We start from the raw sequence: 13,090 nt of genomic DNA, 5'->3' as shown, positions 1-13,090 counted from the left end.
ATCCTGCCTTTCCTCGGAGCGATGACATGAACCGGACGCTTCTCACGCTGGCGGCGCTTTACGCCATATCGCCTGGATCTCTGGCCACCGCACAAGAGCGGCCCATTCCGCCGATCGGAGCGGACGAACTGGCCTTCTCCATCGAGAACATGGATACGAGTGTCGATCCCGCCGACGACTTCTACCACTACGCTTCCGGCAAGTGGCTGGAGCGCGTCGAACGCCCGGAGAGGCTGCCGAGCATCGGGGTGTTCGATTTCATGGGTGAGCGGCTGAAGGCGCAGATGGTCAATGCCATCGCCGCGGCTGCGGAAGACGCGGCCAGTGCCGGCAAGGGCACGCCGGTCCAGCAGGTCGGCGACCTCTACACGTCCTACATGGACACCGATCGTATCGACGAACTCGGGATGGCGCCGCTGAAGCCCGAACTCGACCGCATCGAAGCGATCGCCTCGCTGGATGATCTGGCGACCTATCTCGGTCACTTCACGGCGACGGCTGCCGACATCATCCTCGCGGCCATCGTCCCGTCCGTCGACCAGGTCGATGCCACCCGTACCGTGCTATTCTTCATCAGCGGCCAGTTGGTGATGGATCAGCGCGACATCTATGCCGATCCGGATGGCTCGCCGCGCGTCGAGGCCTATCTCGCCTTCTTGCGCGAGGCGCTGGTCATCGCCGGCTTTGACCAGGAGCGTGCCGACAGAATGGCGCGCCTCAGCTTGAACATGGAGCGAGAGCTTTATGCCGCGCAGATCACGCCCGTCGAACTTGTCGATCCGCGCAACAGCTACATTCCGACGACCTTTGCGGAACTGCAGGCCGAAATCCCGGAGCTCGACCTCGCCCGGTTGTCCGAAGGCGTGGGCCTCCCCGAAACCGAAAGCCTGATCCTCACCGAGCCGCGCTACCTGCCGGCCCTGTCGACGATGCTGAGAGCGCGGCCGTTGGACGACTTTAAGGACTATGCCCGCGTCAAGCTGATCACGAAGTTCATGCCTTACCTGTCGACGCGGTTCGACGAACCCGTCCGCGAACTGACGCAGGCCATGCTCGGTGTCTCCACCCTTCCCCCGCGGGAAGAGCGGGTCCAGGATCTGTTGCGCACCGAACTCGGCCACCCCGTCTCCAGGGTTTATGTCGACGGCTTCTTCGAGGACGAGACGCGGGAAAAAGCCTTCGACATGACGCGCCGTATTCGCGAAGCGTTCCTCGCCCGGATGGAGACAAGGGAATGGCTGAGCGAGCCGACGCGCCGTGCTGCGATCGATAAACTCGAGAAGCTGACCTTTCTGATCGGATACCCGGACACTTGGATCGACTACAGCAGTGTCGATATCAACCCGGACGATCTGCTCTCGAATGTCGCAAACCTCATCACCTTCGACATGCGGCGGGACGTGGAGAAATTCGGCAAGCCGGTTGTGCGCGACCAGTTCAACAATTCACGCGCCACGCTGCCCATCATCATCAACGCCGCCTATGGCCCTCAGATGAACGGGTTTGAAGTTCCCGCCGCCATCCTGCAGCCGGCAGCCTTTGAGGCCGACATGGATGCGCCGGTGAATTTTTGCCGGATGGGCGCCGTTCTCGGTCACGAGATGACGCACGGCTTCGACAGCGGCGGCCGGCTCTTCGACGCCGACGGCAACATGCGCGACTGGTGGACCCCACAAGATGCGGCGGCATTCGACCGGGAGGCGCAAAAGCTGATCGACCAGGCCAATGCTTTTGAGGTTCTTCCCGGCTTGCGGGCAAACGGACCGCTCAACGTGAAGGAGAACATGGCCGATGTCGGCGGGATCAATCTCGCCTACGACGCGCTGATGACCTATCTCGCCGAGAACCCGGCAGAGAATGTCGAGGTCGACGGAATGACGCCGGCTCAGCGCTGCTTCGTCTCCTGGGCGCAGATGTGGACCTTCAAGGCGACTGACCAATACATCCGCAACCAGGTGACCGGCGACCCCCATCCGCCCGGCAACTACCGCGCCTTCGCGCCCCTGCAGCATGTGGATGCGTTCTACACGGCCTTCGGGATCGAAGAGGGCGACCCAATGTGGCTGGCGCCGGAAAATCGCGTCAACGCGTGGTGATCGACGGGCTATGAAAACATGAACCGTCGACGACCGGCGGACCATGGATCTTTGCTGACAGCCGTCACAGCCTGGCGATCAGCCTGCCATAAGCAAGGTTCGCTCGTCGCGGCGCAAGGTCAATACATCGACGCCGGCCTTCGTAACGGCAACCGTGTGTTCGAACTGGGCAGAGAGCTTGCCGTCCGTGGTCACCACCGTCCATCCGTCTTCTGCGGTGGCAACTTTGCGCGTGCCTTGGTTGACCATCGGTTCGACCGTGAAGACCATGCCTTCGCGCAGCTTCACGCCAGATCCCGGCCGCCCGAAATTCAGCACCTGCGGTTCCTCGTGCATGTCGCGGCCGATCCCATGTCCGCAATATTCCCGCACGATGACGTAGCCGTGCTTCTTGGCATGGCGTTCGATCGCGTGGCCGATGTCGCCGATATGGGCGCCGGGCCGCACCTGCCGGATGCCTTGCCACATCGCTTCCTGAGCGACGCGCACGAGCTTTCGCGCCGCAGGCGCCGCGTTGCCGACAAGGTAGGTCTTGCTGGAATCGGCAATGAAGCCGTTCTTTTCGAGCGTGATGTCGAAATTCACGATATCGCCGTCCCGGATGATCTCGTTCGGATCCGGTATGCCGTGGCAGACCACGTGGTTGATCGAGCAGTTCAGCGCATGCTTGAAGCCGTACTGCCCCTTGCTGGCCGGTCGCGCGGCGAGGTCGACACTGATGAAGCGGTCGACCAGATCGTTGATCTGCAGCGTCGACTGACCGACCAGATCCTGCTCGTCCAGCATCTCGAAAACGGACGCCAGCAATTTGCCGGATACGCGCATCAGCGCCAGTTCGTCGGGAGTCTTGACCATAATCTAGGCCGCCTGCGCCGGCATGCGCACGCCTGCCGCCTCGTACTGCTTCCTGACGATGTCGTTGAAGGACATATCCGGATTCGCCTCGGCCAGCATGCCGACCTTCATCCAGAACTCCGCCTGAGCATTGATGGAGCGGCACTGCACAGTGCTCGCCCGGCGGACTTCCTCGTGCAAGTCATCATCGATCTTCACGATACCCATGCGTCATCTCCAACTCGCGCACCATACGAACCATATATGGAACGTATGGCATGCGATCAACTGGAAATTCCGACGGAAATGCTGTGGTCTCGCAAAACGGGCGCCTGGCGGCAGCCGTCCGTCGGGAAACCAATCAGCTCCAGGCGACGGTGCGCTGGCGCTGCTCGCCCAGTTTCTCGATGCCGAGCCGCATGTCCTGGCCGGGGCGGAGGTAGATCGGCTCCGGCTTGATGCCCATCCCCACGCCGGGCGGCGTGCCCGTGGAGATGATGTCGCCGGGCTGCAGGCTCATGAACTGGGAGATGTAGCTGACGACGTGGGCAACGCCGAAGACCATGGTGCGCGTAGAGCCGTCCTGGAACCGGCGACCGTCGACGTCGAGCCACATGGAGAGATCTTGCGGATCTTCGATCTCGTCTGCAGTCACGAGCCATGGGCCGATCGGGCCGAACGTGTCGGCGGATTTGCCCTTGGTCCACTGCCCGGAACGCTCGATCTGGAATTCGCGCTCCGACAGATCGTTGATGACGCAGTAACCGGCCACGTGGTCGAGCGCGTTCGCCTCGTCGACGTAACGCGCCTCCTGGCCGATGACGACACCGAGTTCGACTTCCCAGTCGGTCTTGAGGGAATTGCGCGGAATGATGATATCGTCGTTCGGCCCGCAGATCGCGCTGGTGGCCTTCATGAAGATCACCGGCTCCTTCGGCACGTCCAGACCGCTTTCGGCGGCGTGGTCTGCATAATTCAGGCCGACGCAGATGAACTTTCCGACATTGCCGACGCATGGCCCGATCCGCAGGTCGGCCGGCAGCTCTGGCAGCGCCTGCGGGTCGAGCTCGCGCAGACGCTGCAATTCGTCCGGCAGAAGCGTCGTGCCGGCGATGTCGTCAACGATGCCGGTGAGATCGCGGATCTTGCCATGGGCATCCAGAAGGGCCGGGCGTTCGCGACCCTTTTCGCCGACACGCAAAAGTTTCATGCTGTACATCCTCTCCAGAAAGACAATCAGGCGGTCTTGGTCGTCTATGAGGGGGATGGCACCGGTCGTAAAGGCCGCGTTGACAAAATGAAGCGCAAGTCCGGCGATCCTGTGCCTTCTCACGGCCCGCTCGATAGGCCGAGACAAACGGTGTTCATCCGTAGCCAAAAACGTCTCGCCCCTTTTCAAACACTATTTCGAATAGATTTGAGATCTGGAGAGAGGAATACACTTTGAGACAGATCCTCATTGCTGCATCCGCGCTTTCGATTCTGCTTGCTGGCAACATCGTTCATTCGGCAATTGCTCAGGAAGGCGAAGCTTCATCCTTGCTCCAGGAATTTCTCTCCGAGAGCGGCGAGGATCTCGAGGGATGCTTCGATGAGTTGGTCGAAATGCAGTCGGGTCCCGCGGGGCCCGAACTCGACAAGAACCAGCCACCGGTGCCGACGCGACTGCTGATCGCCTTGGATGCATCCGGCTCCATGGCCGGCACGGTCGGTAGCGTTTCCAAAATGGAAGCGGCCATTTCGGCTGTCCAAAGCTTCATCGGGACGCTGCCGGAATCCATCGATGTCGGCTTGGTCGCATTCGGCCATCAGGGCAACAATGAGGAAAGCGGCAAGGCACTCTCTTGCGAAGGCGTCGAGCTGCTCGCTGCGGTCGGCTCCGATCGCTCCGCGTTGCGTTCGCAGATCGATGAATTGAGCGCGACCGGTTGGACGCCCTTGGCCGGAGCCCTCGAGATGGCCGGCAGCCAGTTAGAAGCATCGGACGTCCCCGGCGAACAGGTGGTCTATGTGGTCTCCGACGGAGAGGAGACCTGCGGAGGAGATCCCATAGCCGCTGCACGTCAGCTCAACGAAAGTGACGTCCGCGCGATCGTCAACATCATAGGCCTCGATCTGCCGCAGGCCGATCGCGAGATGCTCGAAGCAGTCGCGAACGCTGGAGGCGGCACGTTCGAGACCGTAGCCGATGGCAACGAACTCCTCGCCGCGCTCGAAGTGCGTGCGGGCAATATCGGCGAAATGACACGCGTGCGCGCCATGAGCGGCCATGCAACCAGCGCCAACAATTCGGCGGTCGGCGGCGCCATGCTGCGGGTGAACACTTGCGTCGCCGGCATCATGACGCGCGAAAATCAGCGGTTCGGCACATGGCGGCAAAGTCGGCGCGACGCAAACACCGAACCGGACATCCTGTCAGAGGTGAACGACTTGCACCGGGCGCGCCACGACGAGGCGCGCGACCGTGCGCGCACGCTCTACGACGCGCTGCGCGCGGAGAATGACGCGGCCAACCAGACCATCCGCCAAAATCTCGATGCCGCGGAAGATGCAAACGACACTCTGGAACAGGCCCAATGAGGCGATTGATCGGTATCGGCTTTGCCATCGCACTTGCCACGTCGAGTGCGCATGGACAGGACCTCTCGCCTGAAGATCGCGGCGCGATCGAAAGCGCGGTGAATGACTTTGGCGCCGCGATGAACGACGGCGATCATGCGGCCGTCGCCGATGCGATCCCGCCGAAAATTCTTGCTCATATCGCCGACAGCGCCGGCGTCAGCACCGAGGCGGTGATTGCCGCTCTTATGACGGAGATGGAAAAGCTCTCGGCACAGGACGTGCTCGAGGACTATGCCATCGACAGCGACAACCTCACCGTCGGGCTCCTTGAGGACGACACGCCCTACGCACTCCTGCCAACGCGCACGATCGTAAGCGTGGATGGACAACGGGTTCAGGTCAGTTCGCAAACGCTGGCGCTGCAGGACGGCGACGACTGGTATCTCGTCCGCGTCAGCGATCCGCAACAGGTCGCCATCCTGCGTGATGTCTATCCCGGTTTTGCCGAAATCGAATTCCCCCCGGCCTCGATCGAACAACTTCAATAAGTCCATCTAACGCGGCAATCCGCGACCGTTCGGTCTGTTCGGAATTTCGCGATTATAGTTCTGCAAGACAGTAGGGCGCTTGCGCACATCGCTCCCACTTCCCCATGGACAGAAGCCAAATTCAAAGCAGGCAAGGTTTACAGCAATGACCAATTCTTCCGCGAGCACCCCGGCGCAGTCGCACTTCAATGGTGACATGGCGGGACGATACGACGAGCGGAACAGCAAACTGGCCGACATCGCGGCAAACATGCATTTCCTGATCCGGCTCGTCCTCCACGATCTCCCAACCGATGCCCGGATACTCTGTGTCGGCGTCGGAACCGGTGCAGAGATCCTGTCGCTGGCACACGCCAATCCGGGCTGGACCTTTTTGGGCGTCGATCCCTCGGCGGCAATGCTTGAAGTGTGCCGGGACAAGCTGGCGCGCGCCAATGTGCTCGACCGCTGTGACCTCGTCGTCGGATATGTGGAAGACGTTGAAGCCGATGCGCAGTTCGACGCCGTCGTCAGCGTTCTGGTCGCCCATTTCGTCGGGCGCGACGATCGGCCGGCCTTCTACCAAAGCATTCGCGACCGACTGAAGCCCGGCGGATATTTCGTCAGCACGGAGATCAGCGCCGACCTCGACGCCGCCGAGTTCCCCGCCCAACTGCAGAACTGGGAGCGCGTGCAGGCGCTGATGGGCGCAACGCCGGAAACACTGCGCACGCTACCCGACGTGCTGCGCAATACGCTTTGCGTGCTGTCTCCACTCGAAACCGAAAACCTGTTGCGAGAAGCGGGGTTCGCCCGACCGATTCGCTTCTTTCAAGCGTTTCTCATCCACGGCTGGCACTCCAGAAAGTAATTTCGCAGACGGCTTCAGCGCTACGGTTTCGCCCCAGTCGGGCGAGGCGAGACCAGGTCGTAGACCATCCGGTTTGTAGCGGGGCGCCCCGCGTTTCATAGAACGGCGATGATCGACGGCTAGAATTCCGTCAGCTTCGGCCGCCGGCCGATCGTCACATGGTCGATGTCTTCCAGATAGAAGCCCTTGATGAGCGATGGGATCATCATGAAGACCAGACAGAAGATCGGCAGACCGACGACCGTGATGACCTGCTGCAGTGCCTCCAAGCCCGCCTCGCCGGCAAGCACGATCAGCATGGCGGCGACCAGGCCCTCCGATACGCCCCAGAAGACACGCTGACGTACCGGACCAGGCTCTTCGGTTCCGGTACAGAGCATATCGATGACGAGCGACGCGGAATCCGACGACGTTGCGAAGAAGATCGCCACAATCACGATGGCGAAGCCTTGCATCAATTGGACGAAAGGCAGGTTTTCGAAGAACGCGAACATGGCGAGCGGCACGGAGTCCGCGACTGCGCGGCTGAGCGCCCCCGCGTTTTCGCCCATCTGCTCGCGCACGACTCCGATCCCGTCGAACTGCATCGCCTGCCAGCCGAAGATCGCGAACCAGATCAGCGTGAAGAGAGAAGGCGCCATGAGAACGCCGAAGACGAACTCGCGGATGGTGCGGCCCTTCGAGATGCGCGCCACGAAGATGCCGATGAAGGGCGACCATGTTACCGTCCACGCCCAATAGAAGACGGTCCAGCCGCCCTGCCAGCCCCAGCCTTCACCGTTCGGGTCGTTGTCGGCCAACATGTCGTTCCAAAACGCAAGGCGTGGAAGGTTCGAAAAATAGATGCCGAACGTTTCCACGATTCCGCGCAGGAGAAACAGCGTCGAGCCGGCAAGCAGTACGAAGAACATCAGCACCACGGCCATGCCGATGTTCAGGTTGGACAAGAGCTTGACGCCCTTGTCGAGCCCCGCGACGATCGAAGCGACGGCCACAGCGGTCAGCACCGCCAGGATCGCAACCGTCAGCGGCACGCCGTCATTCACGCCGAAAAGCGCCGAGAGGCCCGCGGCGATCTGCGAAGAGCCGAGGCCAAGCGAAACGGCGACGCCGAACAACGTCCCAAGCACGGCGGCGATGTCGATCGTCTTGCCGATCGGACCATGGATGCGTTCGCGAAGCAGCGGATAGAACACCGAGCTTACGCGCACCGGAAGGTCGTACCGGTGAATGAAATAGGCAAATGCCAGACCCGGCAGCGTGAAGATCGTCCAGGTGTGCAAACCGAGATGATAGATCGAGATTGCCATCGCATCGCGCGCCGCCTGCTGGCTGTAGGGTTCGACGCCTGGAAGCGGTGGCTCGGAAAAATGGCTGATCGGCTCGGCCACGCCCCAGAACATCAGGACGGTGCCGATCCCGCCGGCAAACAGCATCGTGAACCAGGACAGGTTGGAATATTCGGGCCGGCTGTCGCGCTTGCCCAAGCGAATGTGCCCGTGGCGGCTTGCGGCCGCCCATATAAGGAAGCCCAGCCAGACATTGACCCCAAGAATGAAGAACCAGCCCAGATTCGTAACGATCCACGCCCGGCCATTCTCGAAGGCCTTACCGATTGGACCAGGTGCGATGACGAGCACCGCGACGAAGACGAAAGTGAGAACGGCGGAGACGAGGAAGATGATGGGATCCGTGCGCAACCCCAGGCGCTGCATTAGAGCTTCCACTAATATTCTCCCGTCATCATCAGTCCAGTTTCGGCAGGCAATCGAGTCGTCCTTGAATATCGACACCAGTCGGCAAGACTGTTCAGTACCCAAATTGAACCGATACGGCCACCCTTGTGAACTTGGCGCTGCATATTCGGGATTGGTCGCACTGCGACGGCATCCACAGGGGGTGAATACTATCCGCCCCGATCATTCATCATATCCCGCCACCGGTGCGGACCAATCTCGGCGCTTAAGACGAAAGATGGCGGTTGCCCGCTCGCCTTATCCGGAATAGCCTAGAATCCGTATTGATTTGTGACATTAACCGTCAGAACCACGCTGGAGGAGGGCGCGGATGCTGATCTTGGTTGTGGACGATCATCCATTGGTGTGCGCAGCGTTGGAGATGACGCTCGTCAATGGACTCTCGGATTGCGCGGTCCAGCCAGCACAGTCCGTGGCCGAAGCCCTTTCCGCCATCGAAACACACGATGTCGACCTTGCCCTGCTCGACCTGAAGCTGCCGGATGCATCGGGTCTGGACGGGTTGGAGCGTCTTCGCAAGGCGGCGCCTCGCCTGCCGATCATCGTGATTTCGGCCCTCGATGACATTCGGCTGATGCCGATGGTTCGAAGCATGGGCGCAAGCGGCTTTATCAGCAAGACGGCCAAGCCACGCGACATTTTCGAGGCTATCGACGTCGTGCTCGGGGGTGGCGCGGCCTTCCCTCAGAGCCCGAACGGCATGGACATCAATGGTCCCGAGACAAGGCGCACGGAGGAGGTTCACCTCGCCGCCGCCATGCACAGCCTGACACCACAACAACGCGTCGTGCTGCGCATGCTGGGCGAAGGGCTTTTGAACAAGCAGATCGCCTATGAGCTGTCGATCAGCGAGTCGACCGTCAAAGGTCATGTGTCGGCGATTCTGCGCAAGTTCGAAGTGCCGTCGCGCATGCAGGCGGTGCTTCTTGCGCAGCGCACGATGTTCGATCAGGCGCTGGGTGCCTGATCGACCTCGATGTCGATCGCCAGATGGGTGAGATAGGCGCGCAGCTGAGCCGGTTTGACCGGTTTGGCAAAGTGTTCGATGCCGTTTTGACGGGCCCGCTGGCGCACCGCCCAGGATGTTTCCGCAGTGACGAGGATCGCCGGCACCATAGTGCCGATCCGTTCACGCAACCTGACGATGGCCTCGATGCCGTCGACGTCGCCATTCAAATGATAGTCGGCGATGATGGCAGACGGCCTCGGCAGATCGAGATCGAAGCGCGCTTCGATCTCGGCATAGGACGATCCGGACACGCTCGCAAACTGCCAGTGATCGAAAAGCGTCGTCATGGCATGCGCGACCGTCTCGTCGTTTTCGAGCACGATCAGCGTCTTTTCCGATGTCGGAGACGCCGTCACCTGCGGCTTGCTGTCCATCACATTAGCATGCGCCGTGTCGCCCGAATTGCCTTGGTTACGCCATGCGTTGATGACGAGCGAAAACACCGATCCCCGCCCGACCTCCGACTTGAGCTCGATCCGTTGGCCGAGGAGATCGGCCGCGCGTTGCGCGATGGCGAGCCCGAGGCCAAGTCCCGTTACATCGGAGGTCACAGCGGTCGCGCGCTTGAACTCCTGAAAGATCAATTGCCGGTCGACCGGCTGGATACCCGGTCCGGTATCGTGGATTTCGATGCGCAGCGATGCACCCTCGCGTTTGGCGCCGAGAAGGATGCGGCCGGTCGCCGTGTACTTGATCGCGTTGCTGAGAAAGTTCTGGACGATCCGGCGCAAGAGATTGGGATCCGTGCGAATGATCGCCGTTGTCGGCACGATCCTGAGATCGAGACCGCGTGCGCCGGCCAGCGCACTGAACTCGATGCGTAGCGTCTTGAACAACTGGCCGAGTTCCACATCGGCAAGTTTCATCTCGTAGCAGCCCGAATCCATCTTCGACATGTCGAGAAGCGTGCCGAGAATGCGCTCGGTCGACTGCAGCGAGTGATCGATATTGTCGATCAGCTTCACGGCCTCCGGCTGCATGCCTGCGGCCGTTTCCAGCGCGAAGAGATAGAGGCGCGCCGCATTGAGCGGCTGCAGAAGATCGTGGCTCGCGGCAGCCAGGAATTGCGTCTTGCTCATGCTCGCGGCTTCGGCGGCGCGGCGTGTGCGAACGAGGTCGGCCGCGGTGACTTCGTGCCGTCGCACCTCGTCTTGAAGCGCGGCGTTGAGCGCCACCAGTTCACGCGTGCGTTCGCTGACCCGCTCTTCCAGCTCGTCCTTGCTGCGCTCCAGCATACGGGCAGCCTGGTACTGCGTCGTCACGTCGGTCAGCGTCACCACGAAGCCGTCATTCGGCATGGCGCGGAAGTTGGCCGAAACGGTCCTTCCGCCAGGGTAGAAGATTTCCAGCCGCAAGGGCGGCCGCTTGTTCACCTGCCCGATCCAGCGAAGAAACTCGCCTTCGCGCTCTTCCGCGATCCGCGCTCCGCGAGACAGGAGAAGACCGATCAATTCGCGGACCGTCGTTCCCTCGTGAAGCTCCACATAGGGCAAGTTGGTGAGCATCGCCGCCTGCGAGTTCCAGGCAACGAAACGACGCGCGCCATCGAAGACGACGACACCCTGCGCGATGCTGGCGAGCGTGGTGGCGAGCACTTCGGACTGCTCCGCCATACGGGTCAACCGGCTCGTCTCCTCCAACCGCTTGAAGGGCGTGATGTCGCTGACGATGGTGACCTTGCCGCCGTCCTCCGTCGCCCTTTCGCTGATCTGGATCCAACGCCCGTCGCTCAGCAATTGCTGAAACTGACAGCGCGCTTCGCTGTGGCTGCTCGATCGGCTGGCAATCCAGGCATCGGGATCCGTCACCGCCTCCACGATGACGCCGAGCCGGGCCGCATGCCGGATGATTTCCTGGAAATGCGTCCCGGGTTTCAGCAGATGTTCCAGCTCCGGGAATATCTGGCGATACTTGCGGTTGCAGAGAACGATGCGGTCGTCCTTGTCGTAGAGAATGAAGCCTTCGCCGATGGAATCGATGGCTTGGCGAAGCTGGCGCCGCGCGATCTTCGCCTCGCTCATCGCGCGGGCGAGACGCTGGATGCGCTTTTCGACGTTGCCTTCCACCTCGATCAGCGGTTCGATCGCGCGAAAGACGCGGCCGGACAGATCGTTGTTGCGGTCCACCTGCCCGATCAGCGCGTCACGGATGATCCGAAGCTTCTCGTTTTCGCGCCGAAGCTGCCGCACTTCTTGGTCGAGTTGCTGATCGAAAGGAAGGTTCGGATCGACATGCTTCATTCGGCCGCTCCGATCGCCAGCCCGGTCAAAGTCTGGCTCAGATGGAGAAACTTGAACTGCTCGCCATAGGTACTGAAGCCGATCATGTTGAAGCGTTTGAAGATGGGCAGAAGCTCATGCTTGATGCCGAGCCGTTCGGCTTCCAGGCGCCGCAGGATGCAATCGAAACAAAGGACCAGTTCCAGCGATCCCAGCCGGTCGGAGATCTGCTCCATGTTGAGCAGCAGATTGTCGCGCATGTCGACGGGTGACGCCGGGGTAAGCACGATGCCTTCATCGACCGCGCAGAAGAAATGCAGCGCCCCTTGGTCGTCCGACTTCTGGATGGCGCGCACGTGATAGTCGCCGCCGATCCGCGCAAGCAGGGGATTTGCGGCAAAAACAGCCGGCGTCAGCGCCGAAACATCCACCCCAATCAGCCGCGCATATTCTTCGGCGGCCGGCTCGGCATTGATGGTCTTGACGATGCGCCGCTCCGGATCGGCGCTGGTGATGACCAGCTTCTCCTCCATCGGGCGGAAATGTTCGAACTTGAAGACTTCGAGCTGACGGTTGGAAGCTCCGATGACGACCAGCGCCGTGTCTTCGAGGATCGCCCCATTGTAGAAGATCTGCGTCGTGTCGAAATGCAGATTGTCGCCGGCCGATGCGCCGAAAACGGGCACCTCGTCCAGCGCCGCATAAGCACTTGCTGCGATCTCCTCCTCGCGTCGCGACAACCCGTCGACCAGCAGCATGGCAAAGAGGTTCGAGCGGTCCTGCTCGAGCTCGCGCAACAGCCGGAAATAGGCAGTTTCGATCAGTTCGCCACCGCGTGGAATGGAAAATTCCTTGAGGTTTTCCAGAAGGCATATCTCGAAGGAAAACGCGCTGCGATCGAAGGCAAGCACGATCGCGCCATCGGCTTCGTAGCGCTGCTCCGTCAGGCTGCCGGCGGTCGTGCAGCCGATCAGCGGCACGCCCGGAAACCGGGCCGACAAAGAACGCACCACCGCGTCGTAGGGCGCAGCCGACGATACGAAGAGCGCGATCAGCGACGCGTCGCAATCGACAATGCCGGCGGCAAGTTCCTCGACGATGCCTTCCGGCATGCGTGATCCGGACCATGCACGGCGAATGGCCGGTCGCGGTGCGGCCTTCGGCCGGTCACGAATGCCCAGATCACTCTGTTCCCAGTCATCCATTCCTGCGCCC

Annotated in this window: 11 protein-coding genes; 5 read left to right on the top strand and 6 right to left on the bottom strand. The window is 61.3% G+C overall.

All coding sequences use genetic code 11. The annotated features are described in order from the left end of the window. Positions 1 to 26: 26 nt before the first annotated feature. Positions 27 to 2,096 (top strand): M13 family metallopeptidase, encoded by a 2,070-nt coding sequence (locus tag GC125_RS03405; RefSeq protein WP_151984046.1) that lies wholly within the window; start codon positions 27 to 29, stop codon positions 2,094 to 2,096. A gap of 78 nt (positions 2,097 to 2,174) precedes the next feature. Here the strand turns inward: GC125_RS03405 and map are convergent, their stop codons facing one another. The 3 genes from map to GC125_RS03390 form a co-directional block, all read right to left on the bottom strand. Next, positions 2,175 to 2,951 (bottom strand): type I methionyl aminopeptidase, encoded by a 777-nt coding sequence (map, locus tag GC125_RS03400; protein WP_151984045.1) that lies wholly within the window; start codon positions 2,949 to 2,951, stop codon positions 2,175 to 2,177. A gap of 3 nt (positions 2,952 to 2,954) precedes the next feature. After that, positions 2,955 to 3,158: a ParD-like family protein gene (locus GC125_RS03395; protein WP_151984044.1), complete on the bottom strand. Its 204-nt coding sequence runs from the start codon at positions 3,156 to 3,158 to the stop codon at positions 2,955 to 2,957. 133 nt (positions 3,159 to 3,291) lie between these two features. Continuing rightward, positions 3,292 to 4,140, bottom strand: coding sequence for a fumarylacetoacetate hydrolase family protein (locus GC125_RS03390; protein ID WP_151984043.1), 849 nt, complete (start codon positions 4,138 to 4,140; stop codon positions 3,292 to 3,294). A 233-nt stretch (positions 4,141 to 4,373) separates the two neighbouring features. Here GC125_RS03390 and GC125_RS03385 point away from each other — a divergent pair, with 233 nt between their 5' ends. The 3 genes from GC125_RS03385 (at position 4,374) to GC125_RS03375 (ending at position 6,890) form a co-directional block, all read left to right on the top strand. Further along, entirely contained in the window at positions 4,374 to 5,510 is a 1,137-nt protein-coding gene (locus tag GC125_RS03385; RefSeq protein ID WP_151984042.1) for a vWA domain-containing protein, read from the top strand. Next, entirely contained in the window at positions 5,507 to 6,040 is a 534-nt protein-coding gene (locus GC125_RS03380; protein WP_151984041.1) for a hypothetical protein, read from the top strand. The genes GC125_RS03385 and GC125_RS03380 overlap by 4 nt, the downstream gene beginning before the upstream one ends. A gap of 145 nt (positions 6,041 to 6,185) precedes the next feature. Beyond that, a complete protein-coding gene (locus tag GC125_RS03375) occupies positions 6,186 to 6,890 on the top strand; it encodes a class I SAM-dependent methyltransferase (RefSeq protein WP_151984040.1) in 705 nt (234 codons plus the stop codon). A gap of 119 nt (positions 6,891 to 7,009) precedes the next feature. Here the strand turns inward: GC125_RS03375 and GC125_RS03370 are convergent, their stop codons facing one another. Further along, positions 7,010 to 8,605, bottom strand: coding sequence for a BCCT family transporter (locus GC125_RS03370; RefSeq protein ID WP_286165346.1), 1,596 nt, complete (start codon positions 8,603 to 8,605; stop codon positions 7,010 to 7,012). A gap of 352 nt (positions 8,606 to 8,957) precedes the next feature. On the opposite strand from GC125_RS03370, the gene GC125_RS03365 reads away from it, so the two are divergent. After that, a complete protein-coding gene (locus GC125_RS03365) occupies positions 8,958 to 9,614 on the top strand; it encodes a response regulator transcription factor (RefSeq protein ID WP_151984038.1) in 657 nt (218 codons plus the stop codon). Here GC125_RS03365 and GC125_RS03360 read toward each other — a convergent pair. After that, positions 9,596 to 11,896 (bottom strand): hybrid sensor histidine kinase/response regulator, encoded by a 2,301-nt coding sequence (locus GC125_RS03360; protein WP_151984037.1) that lies wholly within the window; start codon positions 11,894 to 11,896, stop codon positions 9,596 to 9,598. The two genes, GC125_RS03365 and GC125_RS03360, sit on opposite strands and share 19 nt — an antisense overlap. Further along, positions 11,893 to 13,080: an FIST signal transduction protein gene (locus tag GC125_RS03355; RefSeq protein ID WP_151984036.1), complete on the bottom strand. Its 1,188-nt coding sequence runs from the start codon at positions 13,078 to 13,080 to the stop codon at positions 11,893 to 11,895. Before GC125_RS03355 ends, GC125_RS03360 begins: the two co-directional genes overlap by 4 nt. Positions 13,081 to 13,090: the final 10 nt, after the last annotated feature.

The sequence above is a fragment of the Rhizobium sp. EC-SD404 genome (assembly GCF_902498825.1).
In the GTDB taxonomy this organism is placed as follows: Bacteria; Pseudomonadota; Alphaproteobacteria; order Rhizobiales; family Rhizobiaceae; genus Georhizobium.
The sequence above is the reverse complement of the archived record's forward strand: the minus strand, read 5'-3'. Positions and strand labels throughout refer to the sequence as shown.